Consider the following 22,603-nt stretch of genomic DNA (forward strand, 5'->3'; position numbering starts at 1 on the left):
GCGTTTGGGCGTCAGCGCGCGCAGCGCGGAAGCCTCATTAGCGGATTCCCACACTGGTGGCGAAGCGTGTGGGTTGCCGTTTACGGAGGGGGAGGGGTTCAAGTGTTCTTGATTGCGGCGTCGAGCGTTCTTGTGAAGTACCAAACAGTTATCACTGCACGCTCGGGACACTTATGTGCCGTCGGTGGAAAGGCGTTTTCTTTGCTTCGTTTCTTTGTCGCCGTTGGACAAAGAAATGAAGTGCCGCCACGCACAGTGGCTAACAGTGCGAAAAAAAATAGCCAACATTAAACGCGCGAGAGCTTGGAGAGCAACAACCCGGCATCAACCCCGACCGTAACGAACAACAAACCTCCTCCCAACCAAAACCCCACCCAACCGCCAGCGTCCGCCCCTTCCGGTATCATCCTCACCATGATTCGCAAACCTCATTTCGACCCTCAGCGCGTCCGCGAGGAAATCGCCATCGCGGCGGCGCGAATGATCGCCGAAGACGGCCTCGACTACTCCACCGCCAAGCGCAAAGCCGCCCGCCAGGTGATCGGCGAAACACGCGTCAGCGGCGAATGGCTCCCCGATAACACGCAGATCGAAGAAGAAATCCGCGAGTACCAGGCACTCTTCCAAAGTGAAAGCCAACCGGCCGTCCTGCGCCGCATGCGCGAGGTCACCCTCGAATGGATGCAGCGCCTGAAACCGTTCAACCCTTACGTCACCGGCGCCGTGCTGAACGGCACCGCCGGCGAGCACTCGGACATCCATCTGCAATGTTTCTGCGATAACCCCAAGGAAGTCGCAATCTATTTACTGAACGCAAATATTCAATACGATGTCTCCGAGACGCGCCATTTCGCCGGCCGCGGTTATGTGGAAACGCTGAGCTTCCTCACGCGTCCATCCCGCGACGAAGAACCCATGGGCCTGCACATCGCGCTCTACGACACCAACGACCTGCGAGGCGCCGTCCGCGCCGACGGCCGCGGCAAGCTTGCTCGCGCAAACGCCGCCGCCGTACAGGCACTCCTCGACGCCCCTCCTTCCACACCGGCTACATCACTATGAAACCCATGCGCATCGTTGCTGCCCTGATTGTCGCCATCGCGGCGACCGGCGGCGGCTTTTATGCAAGCCACCTGATCATGGGCGGCAGCCCGAGCGAAGCGGCCATGACGACATCGGCAAAGGGCAATGCCGTCGATGACCTCTGGAAACAGCAACTGCAAATGGCCGCCGGCACGCAACAAAGCCTGGCATCGTTCAAGGGCAAACCGGTCGTGGTCAATTTCTGGGCGTCGTGGTGCGGCCCGTGCGTGAAGGAAATGCCGACGCTCGCGGCGCTGCATCGTGAATATGCGAAGAAAGGCATCACCTTCATCGGGCTCGGCGTGGACTCCGAGAAGAACGTGAACGCGTTCCTGCAGAAAGTGCCCGTCGACTACCCCATCTATATTGCGGGCTTCGGCGGCGCCGATCTGGCCCGAAGCTTTGGCAACAATGCGGGCGCGCTGCCGTTCACGGTGGTCATCGACGCGAAAGGCGCGATCCGGTCCACAAAACTGGGTGAAGTCGATCCAAAAGAGCTAAAAGCGACGCTCGACGGCCTGTAGGCATCTGGTTGATCCGCGTCAAATCGAAACGATTCACGGAAAGTTAACGGTAATTCGGCGAACTTTGCCCGAAAATGCGTGCAAAATGCGCGTGTACACACTCATCTGCCTGGAGTCCAAGGCGGGTGCGGCTTCGTAAAACTAGACAAAATTCTCTAAAGGGCGCTAAAGTGCGCCCAACTCCGCATAAACCAAAGCCCTATGTCACGACTGCTGGTGCTTCACGGCCCTAATCTAAACCTGCTCGGCACCCGCGAACCGGACGTCTATGGACGGGTCACGCTCGCTCAGATCGACCAGGCGCTGGCAGAGAAGGCCAAGGCTGCGGGCGCGGAACTGACGTCATTCCAGAGCAATCATGAAGGCGCGATCGTCGACCGCATTCAGCAGGCGCGGATCGAACAGGTGGATTTCGTGCTGATCAACCCGGCCGCGTACACGCACACGAGCGTCGCGATTCGCGATGCGCTTGCAGGCGTGGCGCTGCCGTTCGTCGAGATTCATTTGTCGAACGTCCACAAGCGGGAAGCTTTCCGGCATCACTCTTATTTCTCCGATCTCGCCGAAGCCGTGATTTGCGGCCTTGGCTGGAAAGGCTATCTGTATGCACTCGACTTCGCACTCGAGCGCATTGCCCCGAAGACGCGCGATTGAGCCGCGACCCGCTCGGATCTGAACTGCCCGCACACGATCACGCGGAGCCAGTGTCAGAAGCGCCAACGGACGCACCCGTCGGCGGCACCCAAAAACCAAGTCAAGCACCGGGAAAAGCTCCCGGTCACCAAGCATTGAAAGGGGAATTTTCGATGGACCTTCGTAAACTCAAAACGCTGATCGACCTCGTCTCGGAATCCGGTATCTCGGAACTGGAAGTGACCGAGGGCGAAGGCAAGGTTCGCATCGTCAAGAATGCCGCGCCGGTCTATATGCAGGCCCCGCAGTACATGCCGCAAGGCCAGATGGGCCAGGCGCCGCAGTACAGCCAGTCGGGCGATGCAGGCGCCGGCGGCGCTGCTGCAGGCGCACCGGCTACGCCGGCTGCCGTCGTGCCGCAAGGCCACGTTGTCACCTCGCCGATGGTCGGCTCGTTCTACCGCGCGCCGTCGCCGGGCGCAGACGCGTTCGTGCAAGTGGGCGACACGGTCAAGGAAGGGCAGACGCTCTGCATCATCGAAGCCATGAAGCTGCTCAACGAAATCGAGTCGGACAAGTCGGGCGTCGTGAAGGAAATCCTGGTCGAGAACGGTCAGGCCGTCGAGTACGGCCAACCGCTCTTTGTAATCGGCGATTGATCTCCCGCGCTTCAATCGAGGCGTCGCACGCAGCACGCGCGCCCGGTGAAACGCAGCACTCGGGCGCTCGCCATGTCTGTCAGACAGACAACGGCCGAGACGCGCCGCCGATCTCCCAGGAACGCCACGGACCCTTGTCCCGGCGGTCCATCGATGAGTCGAAACCTTGCTATGTTTGAAAAAATCCTCATTGCGAACCGTGGTGAAATCGCGCTGCGAATCCAGCGCGCGTGCCGCGAACTCGGCGTCAAAACAGTCATCGTCTATTCGGAAGCCGATAAAGAAGCAAAATACGTGAAGTTGGCCGACGAAGCCGTGTGTATTGGACCGGCTCCGTCCAACCTCAGCTACCTCAACATGCCGGCGCTGATCAGCGCGGCAGAAGTCACCGACGCCGAAGCGATCCACCCGGGCTACGGTTTCTTGTCGGAAAACGCGGACTTCGCGGAGCGCGTCGAGCAGTCGGGCTTCACGTTCATCGGACCGCGCCCCGAAACGATCCGCATGATGGGCGACAAGGTCTCCGCCAAGCAGACGATGATCAAGACCGGCGTGCCCTGCGTCCCGGGTTCTGAAGGCGCGTTGCCCGACGATCCCAAGGAAATCGTGAAGATTGCGCGCGCCGTGGGTTATCCGGTGATCATCAAGGCGGCAGGCGGCGGCGGTGGTCGCGGCATGCGCGTGGTGCACACGGAAGCGGCGCTGGTGAACGCGGTGAACATGACCCGCGAAGAAGCCGGCCGTGCGTTCGGCAACCCGCAGGTCTACATGGAAAAATTCCTGGAGAACCCGCGGCACATCGAAATCCAGATCCTCGCCGATTCGTTCCGTAATGCAATCTGGCTGGGTGAACGCGATTGCTCCATGCAACGCCGTCACCAGAAGGTAATTGAAGAAGCGCCGGCGCCGGGCATTCCGCGCCGTCTGATCGACCGGATTGGCGATCGTTGCGCCGATGCCTGCAAGAAGATGGGTTATCTCGGTGCGGGCACGTTCGAATTCCTGTACGAGAACAACGAGTTCTATTTCATCGAAATGAACACGCGCGTGCAGGTCGAGCATCCGGTGACGGAGCTGATCACGGGCGTGGATATCGTTCAGGAACAGATTCGTATTGCCGCCGGCGAAAAGCTCGCGTTCCGCCAGAAGGACATCCAGTTCCGCGGCCACGCGATCGAATGCCGGATCAATGCGGAAGATCCGTTCAAGTTCACGCCGTCGCCGGGACGTCTCACGTCGTGGCACGCGCCGGGCGGTCCGGGGATTCGCGTCGATTCGCACGTGTACAACGGCTATTTCGTCCCGCCGAACTACGATTCGATGATCGGCAAGCTGATCTCGTACGGCGCGACGCGCGAGCAGGCGATCAACCGCATGCGTATCGCGTTGTCGGAGATGGTGGTGGAAGGCATCTCGACCAACATCCCGCTGCATCGCGAGATGATGATCGACGCCAAGTTCGTCGAAGGCGGCACGAGCATTCACTACCTCGAAAACAAGCTCGCCGCGCGCAAGGCGGCAGCCGCCGTCGCCGCGGAAGACGCAGCACTATAAGTAAGGCAGCAAAAGATGAGCTACCGGGAATTGATCGCCGAGCTGGACCGGGAACACGCGGAAGCGTTGTCGGATGCGCTGCTGGAACTGGGCGCGCTGTCGGTATCGGTGGAAGACGCCGACGCCGATACCCCCGACGAGCAACCCCTGTTCGGCGAGCCCGGCCTCACGCCGGATCAGAAAGCGTGGAACCGTTCGCGCGTGGTTGCACTGCTTTCCAATGACGCCGATCCTGCCGTGCTGCTTGCGGCAGCGGCCAATGAAATCGGCTTGAAGGACACGCCTTCGTTCACGTTGCGCGACGTTGAAGACCAGGACTGGGTGCGCCTCACACAATCCCAGTTCGATCCGATTCCCATCGGCAAACGGATCTGGGTCGTGCCGTCATGGCACGACGCGCCCGAACCCGATGCGCTCGTGCTCGAACTCGATCCGGGCCTCGCATTCGGCACCGGCAGCCATCCGACCACGCGGCTTTGCATGGAGTGGATCGAGCAGTCGGTGTTCGAAAACCAGTCCGTGCTCGACTACGGTTGCGGTTCCGGCATCCTCGCGATTCTTGCGAAGAAATGCGGTGCAAATCCAGTGATGGGTATCGATATCGATCCGCAAGCCGTCGAATCCGCGCGCCAGAACAGCGAGCGCAATCACGCGGAAGTGACCTACGGCCTGCCCGCCGATCTACCCGAAGGACAGTTCGATATCGTCGTGGCGAACATCTTGTCGAACCCGCTGAAACTGATGGCGTCGATGCTTTCTACCCGCGTGAAACCGGGCGGACGCATTGCGCTGTCGGGCATTCTTGCGCGTCAGGCCGACGAAGTTGCGGCCGTCTACGCGCGCTGGATCGACATCAGCGTATGGCGCGAGCACGAAGGATGGGTATGTCTTGCCGGTACCCGCCGCGAAAGCCTTTAGAATAGCGCCATCGTCCTTCTACTGGCCTCTGGCCTTCGGCTAACTATGGCGCTGGCTACCCGCTGTCCCCACTGCGATACGGTTTTCCGCCTTGACCCGCATCTGCTCGCGCCGCACGACGGCCGCGTGCGCTGCGGTCATTGCCAGGAAATTTTCGATGCCGCGCATTATCAATTCGACCGCGATGCTATTGCGATGACCGCGCAGGCGGCGGCCGCGGCTACGCCCGTTCCGAACTACGGGGTCGATCCGGCAAGTCCGTGGGCGGAAAAGTCGAGCGCGGAAGTCGCCGGCGGCAAGGACGAGGCGCTCGGCATTTCGCTGCACCCGTTCATCCCGGATACCGCGCTCGGGCCTCAAGCTGAGGAAGATTTGGCGGCAAACCCCGCGCACGCCGTGCCGGAGGAAGAACCGTTCGCCGGATTGGCTGCGGCGCAAGCCGAAGCGTTGTCACGTACGCGCGACGCGAGCGATTTCCCGGGCGATGGCCGCGCAGAATCGCCGTGGCATGAAGTCAATCGTCCGCAGACGCGAGCCGAACCAAACACCCCCAGCCGTAACGACCCGTTCATTGGCCGAGTGGAGCCCGAGCCGACAAGGCGCGTCGATCCTTTTATCGGCCGGACGGAAAATGAAGCATTGCACGAGTCGCGTACCGAGCCGTTTGTCGGACGGACAGCGCCCCGTGACGAACCGGAGAAGCCCGCGCCGCGACGTGCCGAAACTCCGCATCCGTGGGCCGAAGAACCCGACGACGATCTCCACGCCGACGACGAACCACGCTTCGGCCGTCCGGCATCGGCCGTCCCTCCTCCTGCCGAGCCCTTCCCGGTCACCCGTGAAACGCGTCCGGTTGCGCGTTCGGGAATGGCGTGGAAGATCATCGGCTCGCTGATCGCGCTCGTGCTGCTTGTCGCGCTCGCCGCGCAAGTCGCGTGGTGGCAGCGTGAGACCGTCATGGTCTACTGGCCGGCATCGCAGCCGCTGTTCGCTCAGGCGTGCGAGCAGCTTGGCTGCACGGTTGCGCCGCCGCGCGATATCGATGGATTGCAGATCGAGAATTCCGGCCTGCGTCAGGTGGATGGATCGCACAAGCTCGAACTGAAACTGTCGCTGCGCAATCGCTTCGATCTCGCCATTGCGTATCCGGCGCTGGAACTCACGCTGCTCGACGACAAGAACAACGTCGCGATCCGCCGTGTGCTCTGGCCGCAGGATTACGCGCGGCCGGGAACGCAGATCGGCGCGGGCCTTGGCGCTCGCAGCACGCAACCGGTGATCGTCCGGCTCGATACCGGCGACGCCGTTGCGGCGAATTATCGCGTGCAGATTTTCTACCCCTGACGCGCTTCACTCTTAGTTAGTCGTTGTCTCCGTGCGCGCCGCCCGTCCGTTCTGGCCGGACGACGCGCTCAATCCCTGAACATCAGACCCATTCTGGAGTAGACATGAGCCAAGTTACCCTCGGCGGCAACCCGATCGAAGTCGCCGGCACCTTCCCGTCTGCCGGCGCAAAAGCAGCCGATTTCACGCTGGTCGGCAAGGACCTCGGCAACCTGACGCTCGCGAGCTTCGGCGGCAAGCGGAAAGTGCTGAACATCGTACCGAGCCTGGATACGCCCACGTGTGCCACGTCCACGCGCAAGTTCAACGAAGCCGCAGCCGGCCTCGACAACACGGTCGTCGTGGTGGTTTCCGGCGACCTGCCGTTTGCAGCATCGCGTTTTTGCACGACGGAAGGCATCGCGAACGTGGTGACGGCTTCGACATTCCGCAGCCATGATTTCGCCAAGGCGTATGGCGTCGATGTCACGAGCGGTCCGCTCACGGGCCTGACGGCGCGCGCGGTCGTGGTTATCGATGAAAACGACAAGGTGCTGTACTCGGAACTCGTGGCGGAAATCAAGAACGAGCCGAACTACGACGCCGCGCTGGCCGCGTTGAAGTAAGCAGAAGAATTTGCGGGACGCCGGCGAGGAATGAAAACGTTGCTCGCCGGCAATGCATGACATCAGAAGTCAGCGGCATGTGCATTCGTGGCGTTGAATAGCGAGAAACGCGCAACGAGCAACGCAACGAATGCGCAGCGCCATCATCCGGGCATGCACAGTGCTCAGGAACCTTCACCTGCGCGCACCTTTACCATCATTTTCAGGAATTTCGCCAGTGTCTACGCTCATCTGCGGCTCGCTCGCCTACGACAACATCATGACGTTCCAGGGCCGTTTCGGCGACCACATCCTGCCGGACCAGGTGCATCAGTTGAACATCAGCTTCCTGGTCCCCACGATGCGGCGCAACTTCGGCGGCTGCGCGGGCAACATTGCCTATGCACTGCAGTTGCTCGGCGGCGATGCAAAGATCATGGCGACGCTCGGTGAAGCCGATGCCCAGCTCTACCTCGATCGCTTCGATGCACTGGGTTTGTCGCGCGAATACGTGCGTGTCCTGCCCGACCAGCACTCGGCGCAGTGCTTCATCACGACCGATCTGGCGAACAACCAGATCACCGCATTCCACCCCGGCGCGATGATGGATTCGCACCTGAATCATGCCGGAGAAACGAAGGGCATCACGCTTGGGATCGTCGCACCGGATGGCGCCGACGGCATGCGCCAGCACGTCGAAGAACTCGCGGCGGCGGGCATCCCGTTCGTCTTCGATCCGGGCCAGGGCCTGCCGATTCTCGAAGGTGTGGAGCTTTGTCGCATGATTGAACTTGCCACATACGTGGCGGTCAACGACTACGAGGCGAAATTGTTGAGCAACAAGACCGGCTGGTCTATCGACGAAATTCTGAGCCGCGTCGACGCATTGATCATCACGCGCGGCGAGCACGGCGCGCAGATCCTGCACGCTGACGGTATTGAAGAAATTCCGGTTGTGAAGGCGCAGCAGATCATCGACCCAACCGGTTGCGGCGACGCATTCCGCGGCGGCTTGCTTTACGGCATCGAGAACAAGCTGGGCTGGGCAAAAACCGGTCGTCTCGCAAGCCTGATGGGATCGCTGAAGATCGAACATCAGGGACCACAGACCTACGCGCCCACGCGCGCTAAGATCGCCGAGCGTTTCGAGTCGGCGTTCGGCATGGCGCTTTGAGCGTGAAGCAATGAAACACGACGTGGCCGGCTGCTATTCAAAAACGGCAGCCGGCAGTAATTAGCAGGGGTGAAGAATGAACACGACAAACCGAGTAGCGCTGGCAGCAGCGCTGGTAAGCAGCGTCTTCGTGACGGGATGCGCCTACAACAGCAGCTCGCCGGACGTGTACACGGCATCGCAGGCGCAACGCGAAGAAACGGTCCGCATGGGTACCGTCGACAGCGTGCGAGGCGTGAAGATCAGCTCGAACAACGGCCAGCCGAGTGGCCTTGGTGCTATCGGCGGCGGTGCGTTGGGTGCAGTGGCCGGCAGCGCGCTGGGCGGCGGACGTGGCTCGATCCTGACGGGCATCGTTGGTGGTATCGCAGGCGCAGTCGCGGGTAACGCTGTTGAAAACGGTGTCGCCACGCAAAACGGACTGGAGATCACCGTGCGTCTTGATAACGGCGACATGCGCGCCATTACGCAAACCGCAACCGGCGAAGTGTTCCAGGCCGGCGAACGTGTCCGCTTGTTGTCGAGCGGCGGTGTGACGCGCGTCACCCACTGAAGTTGATGACGCGTCGGCGCGATCGAACAGATCGTGCCAGCGCTTGCGAAAACGCATGGTCCCTCGGGCGCATGCGTTTTTTTTCGCCCATAAAAAAACCCGCTGCCGATATAAACCGGACAGCGGGTCTGGACCGCGTAACACTAGGCGGCCGCGACACACATTGCGTGTGTCGAATTACTGCACTACCACCTGCGCTTACGGACGGCTTCCCGTCGGGAACGGCCATGCAGCAGCCGGGTTCAACGCCGTCTTGACCGTTGCAGCCGGAGCCGGCGCTGCGGGGGTCGTTGCCGTCGTTGCCGGAGCTACAGCAGTCGTCTTCTTCGCAGCGGCAGCCTTCTTGGCCGGAGCCTTCTTTGCAACCGGAGCAGGCGCTGCAGCGGGCGCAGCGGCAGGGGCGGGAGCTGCTGCTTTCTTCGCAGCAGGCGCGGCCTTCTTCGCAGCAGGGGCAGCCTTCTTGGCGGGCGCAGCCTTCTTGGCGGCCGCCTTTTTGGCAGGTGCCTTCTTAGCAGGCGCCTTTTTGGCAGCAGCCTTCTTAGCAGGCGCCTTCTTGGCAGCGGCCTTCTTCGCAGGAGCCTTTTTAGCAGGCGCCTTTTTAGCAGCAGCCTTCTTGGCAGGCGCCTTCTTGGCAGCGGCCTTCTTCGCCGGCGCCTTCTTAGCTGCAACCTTCTTCGCTGCAACCTTCTTCACTGCGACTTTCTTGGCTGCAACTTTCTTCGCCGGCGCCTTCTTGGCAGCAACCTTCTTCGCTGCAACCTTCTTCGCCGCGACCTTCTTCACTGCGACTTTCTTGGCTGCAACTTTCTTGGCTGCCGGCGCCTTCTTCGCTACCGTTGCCTTCTTGGCAGCCGTCTTCTTAACGGCCGGCTTTGCTGCAGCCTTCTTTGCGACGGATTTCTTGGCTAATGCCATCATTTTCTCCTTCAGGTTTCAAGATGAGAGTCAGTTCAAACAACACCCTTCGTCAAAACCCGCTTCCCGCGTGGGCTTCTCAGGACGCACGCTGCGAAGCGGATTATTCATCGGCGTACGCTGATGGAGCCTGCTTACGCTAATGAATACGGCAAGACGCGCGGTGCCACAAGGCACCGCGCGCCAAATTGAGTCAGCACCTTGAGACGGTGCCGGCAATCGCTTGATCAGGCCGTCGGCACTGCCGACGGCATATTTCGGGGGGAAGTTTGCCCGTCCCACTGAAGGGTCCGCAAAACGCCTGTCATCTATATGGGCTGTCGAGCCACAAGGCGCACTTTGCATCAGGCGACCGTTCTCCTAAACCTGTTGGACCGGCGCGCGCAATCGCGTTTCGCACGCGAGAACACCGGTTTGCTATTTACCCGTCTACTCGGCGCCGCAATCGGCGCCTGGTCTGCATCTCATTCCTCGCGGCAATGCGTCCATTGCCGCGGCTGACGTCGATTCGCTTTGCCGTTTATTCCCAGGTCAGCGCGCCGCCAGTTTGATACTCGATTACTCGCGTCTCGAAGAAGTTGCGTTCCTTCTTCAAGTCGATCATCTCGCTCATCCACGGGAACGGGTTTTCCTCGTTCGGGAACAGCGTGTCGAGGCCGATCTGCTGGCATCGACGGTTACAGATGAAGCGCAAGTAGCTCTTGAACATGGATGCATTCAGACCGAGCACGCCGCGCGGCATCGTGTCTTCTGCATACCGGTATTCGAGTTCAACAGCCTGCTGGAAAATCTCGCGGATCTCCGCGCGGAATTCCGGCGTCCACAATTGCGGCTCTTCAAGCTTGATCTGGTTGATCAGGTCGATACCGAAATTGCAGTGCATCGACTCGTCGCGCAGGATGTATTGGTACTGCTCTGCCGCGCCCGTCATCTTGTTCTGGCGACCCAGCGCCAGGATTTGCGTAAAGCCGACGTAGAAGAACAGCCCTTCCATCACGCAAGCAAACACGATCAACGACTTCAGCAATTTCTGGTCCGCTTCGAGCGTGCCCGTGGTGAATGCCGGATCGGTCAGCGTGTTGATGAACGGAATCAGGAACTCGTCCTTCGCACGAATCGAGTCGACTTCGTGATACGCGTTGAAGATCTCGCTCTCGTCCAGACCCAGCGATTCGACGATGTACTGATATGCGTGCGTGTGGATTGCTTCCTCGAACGCCTGGCGCAGCAGGAACTGGCGGCACTCGGGCGCGGTGATGTGGCGATACGTGCCGAGCACGATATTGTTCGCCGCCAGCGAATCCGCCGTCACGAAGAAACCGAGGTTGCGCTTCACGATGCGGCGCTCGTCGTCGGAGAGACCATTCGGATCTTTCCACAACGCGATGTCGCGCGACATGTTCACTTCCTGCGGCATCCAGTGGTTTGCACAACCCGCCAGATACTTTTCCCACGCCCACTTGTACTTGAACGGCACCAACTGGTTCACGTCGGTCTTGCCGTTGATGATGCGCTTGTCCGCCACATTCACCCGCTTCGCACTTGCAGCCGCGATGTCGCTGGCGCTCGGTGCAACGGGAGCTACGAAGTCGCTCGCAAAAATGTTCGCGCCTACTGGCGTTTGATGGGCAGTTTGAAGAACGCCATGACCGGCAGCATGTGCAGCGCCCGGAGCGGCTGCACGTGATGCCTGACTGACGCCGGCAACCTGACCTGCCGGGTTACGCAACGTGTTGTGTTGCGAACCGTTCGAGGGAGTTACGGCAGTGGTCTCGTCATCCCAGTTGAGCATAAATTCTCACCATCAATTTAGATCGGTTTGTACCATCTTTCCATGAGCGATAAAAGAGCTTGCTCATAAAAATCCTGTTTTCGTGTTGACGCTGCTACTTGCATACAACACTTTGCGTTCAGCTCACTGCTTGAAGCTTCAAGCGAGATGCTGCTGAGCGTGTTCGAAGCAGTGCGCTTTCATGCACTTCACAGCGTTGTGATGCGTTGCTGCGAATCGTCTTGCATGTGTCGTTTGAAGCGTGACGTCCAGTGACTTTCGTTGCATTCGAACTTCAATTGCCTTCGATGAAAATCCTGGCTCGCCTGCATGTTGATGCGTGTGGATCTGTTGCGGGTTCATACGATGCGCAACGCGTTCATTCAGTTAAGTCGATCTTCGCGATGCACACAAGCAAAGCTTTGAAACTCACCTCGGGAGACACGCTTGCGCGACACGTTTTTGATCGAGCGAACGCTGCTTCAGCGCCGTCGATTCCCGCCTGTCCCGCAGTGGAAACAAGGCGCTTTCGCGCTGTGTTTCCATGGTGAAAGTGTAGCACTCGATGCCTTCATCGCAAAGGTTAAAAACACAAAATCTTGGGTCTTCGAGTCGGTTACAAACTACCTATAGTACAAGTGAACACTCGACGCAAGTGGCAGTCAGGGCCGCAAAAACAAGCTTCGAAGCCTTGCTCAGCACCGCGCTCACGCACGTTTGTCCCGCAGCGGCACGAGCAGTTCACGCAGATTGTTGTGATCGATTTCGTGCATCAGCGCGAGCAGCCGGCCGAGCTGTCCTGCAGGAAAACCCTCACGCGCAAACCACGCGAGATAGTGACCCGGCAGGTCCGCAAGCAAGCGGTCCTTGTACTTTCCGTAAGGCATTTTTTGCGTGACGAGACGCTGCAGATCTTCGGGGTCCATCGTCGTGCTCCTTGTGTTTCGAATGTCGCTGCCATGATATCGATGCCATAATCGCAACTCCCGCCGCGAAGAGATCCCCTTCCGTTCTCCATGCCGCTAGCCATCAAAGCTTTCGTTGCCCCTCTCATCGTCGCGTGTGCGATGTTCATGGAAAGCGTCGATGCCAACGTCATCGTCACCGCGATCCCCGAAATGGCCAAAGCTTTCGGCCGCGATCCTGTAACGCTGAAGATTGCCGTCACGAGTTATGTGCTCGGCCTCGGCGTGTTCATTCCGATCTGCGGCTGGGTCGCCGACCGCTTCGGCGCGCGCACCATCTTTCGTCTTGCCATCGGCATCTTCGTGGCCGGCTCCATCTTGTGCGCGGCGTCCACCTCGCTGATTCCCTTTACCCTCGCGCGTTTCGTGCAGGGCGTCGGCGGCGCGATGATGGTCCCGGTCGGACGGATCATCATCTTCCGCTCGGTGCGTCGCTCGGAGTTCATCCGCGCGATGAACTACCTGTCGCTGCCTGCCATGTTCGGTCCCGCGGTCGGCCCGCTGCTCGGCGGGTTCATCACGACGTACCTGCACTGGCGCCTGATTTTCTTCATCAACATTCCGATCGGTATTGCCGGGATCTACCTCACGAACAAGTACATCGCGAATGTGCGCGAGGCGCATCCGGGGCCGCTCGACTGGCTTGGCTTCTTTTTATCGGCGATGGGCGGCACGTTGTTCCTGCTCGGACTGTCGCTGATCGGCGGCGAACTGGTCACGGATCGGGTCGCGGCGGGCATGGCGCTCGGCGGCGTGGTTTTCCTCGTGCTCTATTTTCTCCACTCGCGGCGCATCAAGTTGCCACTGCTCGATCTGAGCTTCCTGCGCGTGCCGACCTTCCAGGCGAGCGTGGTCGGCGGGTCGCTGTTTCGTATCGGCTTGGGCGCCGTGCCGTTCCTGCTGCCGCTCGCCATGCAGGAGGGACTTGGCATGAGCGCGTTCAAGTCGGGCTCGATCACATGCGCGTCCGCGGTTGGCGGCATGTTCATGCGCTCGCTGGCCTCGCGCGTGCTGCACCGCTTCGGCTTCCGGCAGACGCTGATGGTGAATGCCGCGCTCTCCGGCATCGCGATCGCGGCGTGCGGCATGTTCTATCCGGGCACGCCGACGTGGCTCATCTGGGCGGTCGTGCTGCTCGGCGGATTCTTCCCGGCGCTGCAATTCACGAGCCTCAACTCGCTGACCTACGCAGAAATCGAAAGCCGTGATGTTGGCCGCGCGACGAGTCTCGGCAGTTTCATCCAGCAGGTTTCGCTGGGCTTGGGCGTGACGGTCGGCGGGATCGCGCTGCAGATCTCTCACGATCTGCAAGGCCATCCGCAGATGGTCTGGTCGGACTTCTGGCCGGCGTTCGTGGTTGTCGGCATGTTTTCGTTTCTTTCGATTCCAATTACCGCGAAGCTTTCCCGCGATGCCGGGCATGAGATCTCGCGTGGAACGCGAGGGTAAGCGGCGAGTACAAATGGAAAAGGCCGGTATCGAATCCGGCCGCCACTTCCTGACCAGGAAGAACAACCATATCCGTACCGGCCTCTACTAACTGCTGTACTTATTAGCGACGGGCCATCTGCAACCTGTCGCCTGCATCTTCTTACTGGCAAGCCTCGCATTCGTCGAACCCGGCATCGCCCGGACGCATCATGCAAACCGGACCATCGGCTTCCTGCTCAGCCGCTGCCACCGCTGGCGCCGCGACTGCCGCCGCATTGAAACCACCCGTCGATGACCCGTGCGAACCCTGCGTGCCGAAGCCGCTGCCGTTCGTACCCGAAGCACCACCCGTACCGCCCGCGCCGTTGTCCGAACTGCCCGACGGCACCGAATTCAACTGACCGTGAGCCACAGTCGACTTCTCGACGTGCGTGGCGGCCATGGTGCGGAGGTAGTACGTGGTCTTCAGGCCGCGCAGCCACGCGAGCTTGTACACCTCGTCCAGTTTCTTGCCCGATGCGCCGCCCATATAGATGTTCAGCGACTGCGCCTGGTCGATCCACTTCTGGCGGCGCGATGCCGCTTCCACGACCCAGGTTGCGTCCAGTTCGAACGCAGTGGCGTAGATGGCGCGCAGATCGGCCGGCACCCGGTCAATCCGCGAGAGCGTGCCGTCGAAGTACTTCAGGTCGGAGACCATGACTTCGTCCCACAGGCCGCGTTCCTTCAGGTCACGCACCAGGTATTCGTTCACGACCGTGAATTCACCCGACAGATTCGACTTCACGTACAGATTCTGGAACGTCGGCTCAATACACGCCGACACGCCGATGATGTTCGAAATCGTCGCGGTAGGTGCAATTGCCACGCAATTCGAGTTGCGCATGCCGTAAGTTGCAATGCGCGAACGCAGCTCGGTCCAGTCCATGGACGCGCTTTCGTCTACTTCCACGTAGCCGCCACGCTCGGCCGCCAGCAGCTTCAGCGAGTCTTGCGGCAGAATGCCGCGATCCCACAGCGAACCGCGATAGCTCGAATAACGGCCGCGCTCTTGCGCCAGTTCCGTCGATGCGTAGTACGCGTAGTAGCAGACCGCTTCCATCGACGTATCGGCGAATTCAACCGCTTCCTTCGATGCATACGGCGTGCGCAGCAAGTGCAGGCAGTCCTGGAAGCCCATGATGCCCATGCCGACCGGACGATGCTTCAGGTTCGAATTACGCGCCTTGGCGACGGCGTAGTAATTGATGTCGATGACGTTGTCGAGCATGCGCATTGCCACGCTGACAGTGCGCTTGAGCTTCTCGTGATCGAGCGCCAGCGTGCCGTCGGCCTGCTTCGTCATGTGCGCGACGAGGTTCACCGAGCCGAGGTTACATACGGCGATTTCAGTGTCGCTGGTGTTCAGCGTGATTTCCGTGCACAGGTTCGACGAATGCACGACACCCACGTGCTGCTGCGGCGAACGGATGTTGCACGGATCCTTGAACGTGATCCACGGGTGACCCGTTTCGAACAGCATGCCCAGCATCTTGCGCCACAGTTGCGCGGCCGGAACCTTCTTGAACAGCTTGAGTTCGCCACGCGCCGCTTTTTCTTCGTACGCCACGTAGGCTTTTTCAAACGCTGCGCCGAACAGGTCGTGCAGGTCCGGCGTGTTGGCCGGGGAGAACAGCGTCCAGTCGCCGTTTTCGTGGACGCGCTTCATGAACAGGTCGGGAATCCAGTTCGCCGTGTTCATGTCATGCGTGCGGCGACGGTCGTCGCCCGTGTTCTTGCGCAGTTCCAGGAATTCTTCGATATCCAGGTGCCACGTTTCCAGGTACGCGCACACCGCGCCCTTGCGCTTGCCGCCTTGGTTCACCGCGACGGCGGTATCGTTCACGACCTTCAGGAACGGCACCACGCCTTGCGACTTGCCGTTCGTACCCTTGATGTGCGAACCAAGCGCACGCACGCGCGTCCAGTCGTTGCCCAGGCCGCCCGCGAACTTCGAGAGCAGCGCATTTTCCTTCAGCGCTTCGTAGATGCCGTCGAGGTCGTCGGCAACCGTCGTCAGATAGCACGATGACAACTGCGAACGGCGCGTGCCCGAGTTGAACAGCGTCGGCGTGGACGACATGAAGTCGAAGCTCGACAACACGTTGTAGAACTCGATAGCGCGTGCTTCGCGGTCGATCTCGTTGAGCGCCAGGCCCATTGCAACGCGCATGAAGAACGCCTGCGGCAGTTCGATACGCTTGTTTTCGTTGTGCAGGAAGTAGCGGTCATACAGCGTCTGCAGGCCCAGATAGCCGAATTGCAGGTCGCGGTCGGCGTCGAGTGCGGCGCCCAGGCGCTTCAGGTCGTACTGCTGGAGCTTCTCGTCGAGCAGTTCCGCTTCCACGCCCTGCTTGATGAACAGCGGGAAGTATTCGGCGTAGCGCGTCGACATTTCTCCTTGCGAGACGTCTTCCTCCAGGATTTCGCGGCGAATGGTGTGCAGCAGGATGCGTGCGGTGACCTGGCTGTACGCCGGGTCCTTTTCGATCATGGTGCGCGCGGCGAGAATGGCCGAGTCGTAGACTTGCGCCATCGGCACGCCGTCGTACAGGTTCTTCACCGTCTCCGCGACGATCGGGTCCGCGTTCACTTCGCTGCCGAGGTTCACACACGCTTCGTTGATGCGCGCCTTCAATGCGTCGAGGTCGAGCGGATGCGACACGCCGTTGTCGATCACGTTGATGCCGAGCGCGTTCGCACGCGTTTCCGGTGCGTGAGCGCGTTCCTGCGTGCGCTTCTCGCGATACAGCACGTAAGCGCGCGCCACGTTGTGCTCGCCGCCGCGCATCAGCGCGAGTTCGACCTGATCCTGGATGTCTTCTATATGGAACGTGCCGCCATTCGGACGGCTGCGCACCAGCGCGCGTACGACGCTGTGCGTCAGTTGTTCAACGAGCTCGCGCACACGGGCCGAACCTGCGCCTTGACCGCCGTTCACGGCAAGGAATGCCTTCGTCACGGCGATGGAAATCTTCGACGGCTCGAACGACACCACGGTCCCGTTACGACGGATGACTTTGTAGTCGGCCAGCGTGGCGTCCGGCGCGAGCGCGCTCGGCTGTTGAGCCTGCGCGCCGGTGGGCCGCTGGTAGGCGCCTTCGTAGGAAATCGTGGCGTTGTCGGTGGTTTGCATGTGCAAATCTCCTGGTGTTCGATGGTGCGGAACGTCCGCGGATTGAGATGCGTGCCGTGCGCGCTTGGCTAGCTTTTTACTGCTGGATGGTGCTCTTGCCGCCCGCGCACGACGATGAAATTGAGAATGGTCAGCTTGGGAGATTGCCGCTGCGATCCATACGATCACAATGACCAATCGCCCGCTTCGCCTATCTGCCCCCGAGTGTTTCAACCCGACTCGCCGGCGATTTTCACGCGGCGAATCAGTTGCTTATGCGGCGTCTTGTTCTATGGCCGCACAAGCATGCGGCGCCGGCTCTGTGAGCAGGGCGCCGCCTTGACAACACAACATATAGTGCGATTTACGTCTCTGAGCACCAAGTATAGTGACATTCCGCACAGTCTCAAAAACTTTTATTTGCTGAGGAATCGACTAACCGGGCTTGACTTTTCGAATGCCAAAGTCGGGCAAGGGCTCGCGAGCTTGTAATGATTTAATGCGCTGCGCTGCAAAATGAAAGACAGGGATGTCAAGCAGTGCGCGCGTTGGCGAGGTAGGGAAAGTACTGAAGAGGAAGTTCACAACCGTGTTGCAGCCGCGACCATTCGAAGTGCGGACCGGGATCGGTCTTGCGGCCCGGCGCAATGTCCGAATGGCCGGCGAAGGCATCGATTGGATAACGTCGCATGGTCGCGCGGACCACGTCGTCGAGCGACGCGTACTGGGCATCTTCGAACGGGCTTGTGTCGCTGCCTTCCAGTTCGATGCCCACCGAAAAATCATTGCAGCGTTCGCGCCCGAAGAAACTCGATAACCCCGCGTGCCACGCGCGCTCGTTGCACGACACATATTGCTCGACCACGCCGTCGCGGCGAATGACGAAATGCGACGAGACGCGCATGCCGCGCAACTGGTCGTAGTACGGATGGGCGTCGTGATCGAGACGGTTCTGGAAGAGCTCGGTGATCGCGCTGCCGCCGAAGTCATCGGGCGGCAGGCTGATGTTGTGAACCACGATCAACGTCGGTTCAATGCTGCCCGGACGCACTTCAAAGTTGGGCGACGGCAACCGGCGCGCTGATGAATACCATCCATCATCGCCGATGAAACCTGCTTCGTTCATCGTGCGTCGCGGCCTGTCGGGCGCGCGGCGTGACGTTGAGCGTGGCCGACGGAGCAGAAGCGGTGGCCTGCCGCGACGACCGCGTCGCTGCTCGGCGTATGCACGCCACATTCGGCGCAACGCACGAGTGCATCGGGAAGTTGCGGCGCGCTGGAGGCCGAAGGACCGCGGGAGGCCCGCGCACTGCCAGTGCCATTGCCGGCACCATTGCCGCCCGCGCCGGCCTGCGCACCGCCGGCGGCAGCCTGGGCGCGCTTGAGCTTTTTGAAAAGCCACTGGCTCGCGAAGAACACAAATATGAGAAGGATGATTTGGCGCATGAGCTTAGTAATAGACGAAGCAGAAGAAGCAATAGACGCGAAGCCGGGGCGAACGCGTCAGACGACCGCGCGATGCAGCAGCACTTCGAACACAAAGCGGCTGCCCACATAGGCAAGCAGCAGCGCCACGAACGACGCGAGCACCCAGCGCAACGCAGCGCGGCCACGCCAACCGGAGACGCGGCGGGCGGTCAGCAAAGCGCCGAACATCAACCACGACAGAATCGCGAACACCGTCTTGTGATCGAGCCTGAACGCCTTGTCGACGAGTTGTTCGTTGAACGCGACGCCCGAGATCAGCGTGAGCGTCAACAGCACGAACCCTGCCGAAATCAGGCGAAACAATAATTTTTCGAGCGTGAGCAACGGCGGCAAGGTATCGAGCCAGCTCGATACCCAGCTATTCGATGTATGCCGCGTCGCCGTGCCGCGCATGTTCTGCAATCGCCTTTCGACCATCAACATGAGGATGGCGTGGAGCGCCGCGATGGCAAACAATCCATACGCAATATTGGCGATCAGGAAGTGCAGCTTGAACATGGGCGCGGCCGAATACGGCAACACGCGCACGCCGCCGAAGAACAGCGGCATCACCGACGCGACGCACGCGAGCGGCAATACGAGCAGCCGCAAGCCATCGAGCGGGAAGAAGAAACTTTCGATCCAGTAGATGCCCGCACCCAGCCAGAACATGGCGGAGAGCGCAAACGCGAAGCCGAACACCATCGCGTTCTGAGGAAAGATGGTGGTGTGCAGCAGCACGCCATGCAAAAGCAACGCGACGCCGAGCAGCACGCGCCCCATGGAACTCATGCCCGACGCCTTCGATACCCGCCCGCTATCCATGGAGCTGCCCACACGGGCACCCGCCGGCATGCCGGCGAGCGCCGGTTCGACCGACGTGTCGCGATGCGCGCGCCAGCCCGCTACGGCAAGTCCGCCGTAGAGAAGCGCAGTGAGGGCATACAGTACAATATCCATGATTGAAGTTTACACCAGGCCCCGAGGCCGCGACGTCTTCCCCTTCTCGCAAAGGGCTGCCGAGACGCCGTTATCGCTTAGTTACCGACACTTACCGGCCGCACTCTCACACGCTCCCATGCTAGACACACTCACTACACGGATGGCGCGCGTCGTAAAGACGCTGCGCGGCGAAGCCCGGCTCACCGAGGCTAACACGCAGGAAATGCTGCGCGAAGTACGCCTGGCGCTGCTCGAGGCCGACGTCGCGCTGCCGGTCGTGCGCGAATTCATCGCCAAGGTGAAGGAAAAGGCGCTTGGCGAAGAGGTGATCTCAAGCTTGTCGCCGGGTCAGGCGCTGGTCGGCGTGGTGCAGCGCGAACTGACGGCGATCATCGGCGGGGATTATGAGGGCAAGGCGGTCGAGCTGAATCTTGCCGTCACGCCACCTGCAATCATACTCATGGCCGGTCTGCAAGGTGCGGGCAAGACCACCACGACCGGCAAGCTCGCCAAGCTGCTGCGCGAAAAGCACAAGAAAAAGGTCCTGACGGTGTCGGTCGACGTGTATCGACCGGCTGCTATCGCGCAGTTGAAAACGGTGACCGAACAGGTTGGCGCAGACTTTTTCCCGTCGGAACCGGATCAGAAACCGGCGGACATTGCGCGGGCGGCGGTGGATTGGGCGAAACGCCACTTCCACGACGTGCTGATCGTCGATACGGCCGGCCGGCTCGGTATCGACGAAGCCATGATGAAGGAAATCACCGAGCTTCACGGCATCCTGAAACCGGCGGAAACGCTGTTCGTAGTCGACGCCATGCTCGGCCAGGACGCGGTCAACACGGCCAAGGCGTTCAGTGACGCCCTGCCGCTGACCGGCGTGGTGCTCACCAAGCTCGACGGCGACTCCCGCGGCGGCGCGGCGCTTTCCGTGCGCCACGTGACCGGCAAGCCGATCAAGTTCGTAGGTGTCGCCGAAAAGCTCGACGGCCTGGAAGTGTTCCACCCGGATCGCATGGCGAACCGGATTCTCGGCATGGGTGACATTCTTGCCCTGGTCGAGGAAGCGCAGAAAGGCGTGGACAGCGCCGCCGCGCAAAAACTCGCCGACAAGGTCAAGAAAGGCGGCGATTTCGACCTGAACGACTTCCGCGCCCAACTCGCGCAGATGAAGAACATGGGCGGTTTGTCGTCGCTGATGGACAAGCTGCCGGCGCAATTCCAGCAAGCCGCGGCGGGCGCGAACATGGGTATCGCTGAAAAGCAGATGCGCCGCATGGAAGGCATCATCAATTCCATGACGCTTGCGGAGCGCGCGAAACCCGACCTCATCAAGGCGCAGCGCAAACGCCGGATCGCCGCGGGCGCGGGCGTGGAAGTGCAGGAAGTGAACCGCATGCTGAATCAGTATGAGCAAATGCGCGGCATGATGAAAAAGCTGAAGGGCGGTAACTTGCAGAAAATGATGCGCGGCATGAAAGGCATGATGCCGGGCATGCGCTAAGCGTTTGTCTTTTTTTGTCCGGCAATCGGCTTTGATTCGAACGGCCCGGGTTTCATCGAGGAACTCGGGTTTATCATGTCGTGGCGCGCGCCTGAGCGTTGGCGCCCTCGTCGCTCCTTTTTAGCCTCATACCCTCCCCGCCTGCCCTATGAACCGCGAAGAAGCACTCCACATTTTCAGCCACTCCGAAGAGATTGTTTCGGCGCAGGACGTGACCGCGTCGATCGTCAACATGGCGAAAGCCATCGGCGCGAGCACCGGCGAAGAATTTCCGCTCGTGCTGTCCGTCATGGGCGGCGCGGCGGTGTTCACCGGCATGCTGCTGCCGCATCTCGACTTCCCGCTCGAGTTCGACTACATCCATTTGACGCGCTACCGCAACACGACCAAGGGCGGCGACAAGATGGAATGGCGCGTGGCGCCGGCGGAGGCGGTGAAGGATCGCGTGGTGCTCGTACTCGACGACATCCTGGATGAAGGCGAAACCATGGCCGCCATCCGCGACCGGATCATGGCAATGGGCGCGAAGAAATTCCTCTCGGCGGTGCTCTGCGAGAAGCTCATCAGCAAAGAGAAACCGCTACGTCCGGATTTTTGCGGTTTCGAAGTCCCCGACCGTTACGTGTTCGGCTGCGGCATGGACGCGAAAGGCTATTGGCGTAACCTGCCGACCATCCGGGCACTGACTGAAGGTGCATGATTGAAGGCGCGTGATTGAAGGCGCGTGACCGGCCGAACGGCCATTGCAGCAGAATGTGAAGAAGGCCGTTTCAACGCAAGTTGAAACGGCCTTCTGTTTTAGTGGTTGCAACGAATTCAGCCGTTCGCCGCCAGTTGATGTACGAAGGTCCGAATCCCGGTCAGGATCATTTCGACGGATATGGACACGAGCACCAGTCCCATCAGCCTTTCGAACGCCGTCACCGCGCGTTCGCCGAGCCAGTGCTGGATCTTCTCGGCCATGACCAGCACGATCGCGCAGACGAACATGGTCACGGTCAGCGCGCCGATCCATTCCCACATCTGCCCCGGCGCCTGCGATGTCAGTAGCATCACGGTCGCCAACGCCGACGGACCCGCGAGCGCGGGAATGGCCAGCGGCACGATCAGCGGTTCACCGCCGCGCGAATCGCCGCCCATGGGGCCATCGGGATGCGGGAAGATCATTCGCAGCGCGATCAGGAACAGCACGATCCCGCCGCCCAGCCGCAGCGACAAGTCTGTCAGGCTCATCGCGCGAAGAAAGCGGTCGCCGACCAGCATGAACAGCAGCAAGATCCCGAACGCGATCGCGACTTCACGCAGGATCACAACCCGCCGGCGCTCCTTCGCCACACCACGCAACGCGTTGATGAAGATCGGGATGTTGCCGAGCGGATCGGTGATCAGGATCAGCAGCACCGTCGCCGAGAGGAAGTTGTACTGCAC

At 60.7% G+C, this 22,603-nt stretch carries 22 protein-coding genes; 13 read left to right on the forward strand and 9 right to left on the reverse strand.

All coding sequences use genetic code 11. The annotated features are described in order from the left end of the window. The first annotated feature begins 414 nt into the window (after positions 1-414). The 10 genes from AX768_RS12860 to AX768_RS12905 all read left to right on the forward strand — a co-directional run bounded on the left by AX768_RS12860 (position 415) and on the right by AX768_RS12905 (position 9,026). Complete coding sequence (locus AX768_RS12860) at positions 415-1,062, forward strand: hypothetical protein (protein WP_062000273.1); 648 nt, start codon at positions 415-417, stop codon at positions 1,060-1,062. Beyond that, positions 1,059-1,607 carry a TlpA family protein disulfide reductase gene (locus AX768_RS12865; protein ID WP_062000274.1) on the forward strand — a complete coding sequence of 183 codons (549 nt, stop codon included), beginning with the start codon at positions 1,059-1,061 and terminating at the stop codon, positions 1,605-1,607. Before AX768_RS12860 ends, AX768_RS12865 begins: the two co-directional genes overlap by 4 nt. Before the next feature lie 201 nt (positions 1,608-1,808). Beyond that, entirely contained in the window at positions 1,809-2,261 is a 453-nt protein-coding gene (gene aroQ, locus AX768_RS12870) for a type II 3-dehydroquinate dehydratase (RefSeq protein ID WP_062000275.1), read from the forward strand. A 152-nt stretch (positions 2,262-2,413) separates the two neighbouring features. Further along, positions 2,414-2,899 (forward strand): acetyl-CoA carboxylase biotin carboxyl carrier protein, encoded by a 486-nt coding sequence (gene accB / locus AX768_RS12875; RefSeq protein WP_062000276.1) that lies wholly within the window; start codon positions 2,414-2,416, stop codon positions 2,897-2,899. 171 nt (positions 2,900-3,070) lie between these two features. Then, a complete protein-coding gene (gene accC, locus AX768_RS12880; RefSeq protein WP_062000277.1) occupies positions 3,071-4,453 on the forward strand; it encodes an acetyl-CoA carboxylase biotin carboxylase subunit in 1,383 nt (460 codons plus the stop codon). Positions 4,454-4,468: 15 nt separating this feature from the next. Continuing rightward, the gene (gene prmA / locus AX768_RS12885; RefSeq protein WP_062000278.1) at positions 4,469-5,371 is read left to right on the forward strand and encodes a 50S ribosomal protein L11 methyltransferase; all 903 of its coding nucleotides are present in this window, start codon (positions 4,469-4,471) and stop codon (positions 5,369-5,371) included. Positions 5,372-5,416: 45 nt separating this feature from the next. Further along, on the forward strand, positions 5,417-6,715 hold the full coding sequence (locus AX768_RS12890; protein WP_062000279.1) for a zinc-ribbon and DUF3426 domain-containing protein: 1,299 nt from the start codon (positions 5,417-5,419) through the stop codon (positions 6,713-6,715). 104 nt (positions 6,716-6,819) lie between these two features. Beyond that, positions 6,820-7,320 carry a thiol peroxidase gene (gene tpx / locus AX768_RS12895; RefSeq protein ID WP_062000280.1) on the forward strand — a complete coding sequence of 167 codons (501 nt, stop codon included), beginning with the start codon at positions 6,820-6,822 and terminating at the stop codon, positions 7,318-7,320. A 217-nt stretch (positions 7,321-7,537) separates the two neighbouring features. After that, complete coding sequence (locus tag AX768_RS12900) at positions 7,538-8,473, forward strand: carbohydrate kinase family protein (RefSeq protein WP_062000281.1); 936 nt, start codon at positions 7,538-7,540, stop codon at positions 8,471-8,473. Positions 8,474-8,549: 76 nt separating this feature from the next. Next, positions 8,550-9,026 carry a glycine zipper 2TM domain-containing protein gene (locus AX768_RS12905; RefSeq protein WP_062000282.1) on the forward strand — a complete coding sequence of 159 codons (477 nt, stop codon included), beginning with the start codon at positions 8,550-8,552 and terminating at the stop codon, positions 9,024-9,026. Positions 9,027-9,224: 198 nt separating this feature from the next. On the opposite strand, the gene AX768_RS12910 is transcribed toward AX768_RS12905, so the two are convergent. From AX768_RS12910 to AX768_RS12920, 4 genes are all read right to left on the reverse strand, one after another. Continuing rightward, positions 9,225-9,941 (reverse strand): histone H1-like repetitive region-containing protein, encoded by a 717-nt coding sequence (locus tag AX768_RS12910; protein ID WP_062000986.1) that lies wholly within the window; start codon positions 9,939-9,941, stop codon positions 9,225-9,227. Between the two features lie 30 nt (positions 9,942-9,971). Then, positions 9,972-10,286 carry a hypothetical protein gene (locus AX768_RS33680; RefSeq protein ID WP_082778828.1) on the reverse strand — a complete coding sequence of 105 codons (315 nt, stop codon included), beginning with the start codon at positions 10,284-10,286 and terminating at the stop codon, positions 9,972-9,974. A 175-nt stretch (positions 10,287-10,461) separates the two neighbouring features. Next, positions 10,462-11,733 carry a ribonucleotide-diphosphate reductase subunit beta gene (locus AX768_RS12915; RefSeq protein ID WP_062000283.1) on the reverse strand — a complete coding sequence of 424 codons (1,272 nt, stop codon included), beginning with the start codon at positions 11,731-11,733 and terminating at the stop codon, positions 10,462-10,464. A gap of 686 nt (positions 11,734-12,419) precedes the next feature. Then, complete coding sequence (locus AX768_RS12920; protein WP_062000284.1) at positions 12,420-12,638, reverse strand: DUF3820 family protein; 219 nt, start codon at positions 12,636-12,638, stop codon at positions 12,420-12,422. A gap of 90 nt (positions 12,639-12,728) precedes the next feature. Here AX768_RS12920 and AX768_RS12925 point away from each other — a divergent pair, with 90 nt between their 5' ends. Next, entirely contained in the window at positions 12,729-14,126 is a 1,398-nt protein-coding gene (locus AX768_RS12925; protein WP_062000285.1) for an MFS transporter, read from the forward strand. A 142-nt stretch (positions 14,127-14,268) separates the two neighbouring features. On the opposite strand, the gene AX768_RS12930 is transcribed toward AX768_RS12925, so the two are convergent. From AX768_RS12930 to AX768_RS12945, 4 genes are all read right to left on the reverse strand, one after another. Then, the gene (locus AX768_RS12930; RefSeq protein WP_062000286.1) at positions 14,269-17,283 is read right to left on the reverse strand and encodes a ribonucleoside-diphosphate reductase subunit alpha; all 3,015 of its coding nucleotides are present in this window, start codon (positions 17,281-17,283) and stop codon (positions 14,269-14,271) included. 511 nt (positions 17,284-17,794) lie between these two features. Beyond that, entirely contained in the window at positions 17,795-18,388 is a 594-nt protein-coding gene (ampD, locus tag AX768_RS12935) for a 1,6-anhydro-N-acetylmuramyl-L-alanine amidase AmpD (RefSeq protein ID WP_062000287.1), read from the reverse strand. Beyond that, entirely contained in the window at positions 18,385-18,708 is a 324-nt protein-coding gene (locus tag AX768_RS12940; RefSeq protein WP_062000288.1) for a PP0621 family protein, read from the reverse strand. The genes ampD and AX768_RS12940 overlap by 4 nt, the downstream gene beginning before the upstream one ends. 57 nt (positions 18,709-18,765) lie before the next feature. After that, the gene (locus AX768_RS12945) at positions 18,766-19,689 is read right to left on the reverse strand and encodes a cytochrome C assembly family protein (RefSeq protein WP_062000289.1); all 924 of its coding nucleotides are present in this window, start codon (positions 19,687-19,689) and stop codon (positions 18,766-18,768) included. A gap of 118 nt (positions 19,690-19,807) precedes the next feature. On the opposite strand from AX768_RS12945, the gene ffh reads away from it, so the two are divergent. After that, a complete protein-coding gene (gene ffh / locus AX768_RS12950; RefSeq protein ID WP_062000290.1) occupies positions 19,808-21,175 on the forward strand; it encodes a signal recognition particle protein in 1,368 nt (455 codons plus the stop codon). A 148-nt stretch (positions 21,176-21,323) separates the two neighbouring features. Further along, entirely contained in the window at positions 21,324-21,875 is a 552-nt protein-coding gene (locus AX768_RS12955) for a hypoxanthine-guanine phosphoribosyltransferase (protein WP_062000291.1), read from the forward strand. Positions 21,876-21,991: 116 nt separating this feature from the next. Here the strand turns inward: AX768_RS12955 and AX768_RS12960 are convergent, their stop codons facing one another. Next, positions 21,992-22,603 (reverse strand): MarC family protein, encoded by a 612-nt coding sequence (locus AX768_RS12960; protein WP_062000292.1) that lies wholly within the window; start codon positions 22,601-22,603, stop codon positions 21,992-21,994.

The sequence above is a fragment of the Burkholderia sp. PAMC 28687 genome (genome assembly GCF_001577465.1).
Taxonomy (GTDB): domain Bacteria; phylum Pseudomonadota; class Gammaproteobacteria; order Burkholderiales; family Burkholderiaceae; genus Caballeronia.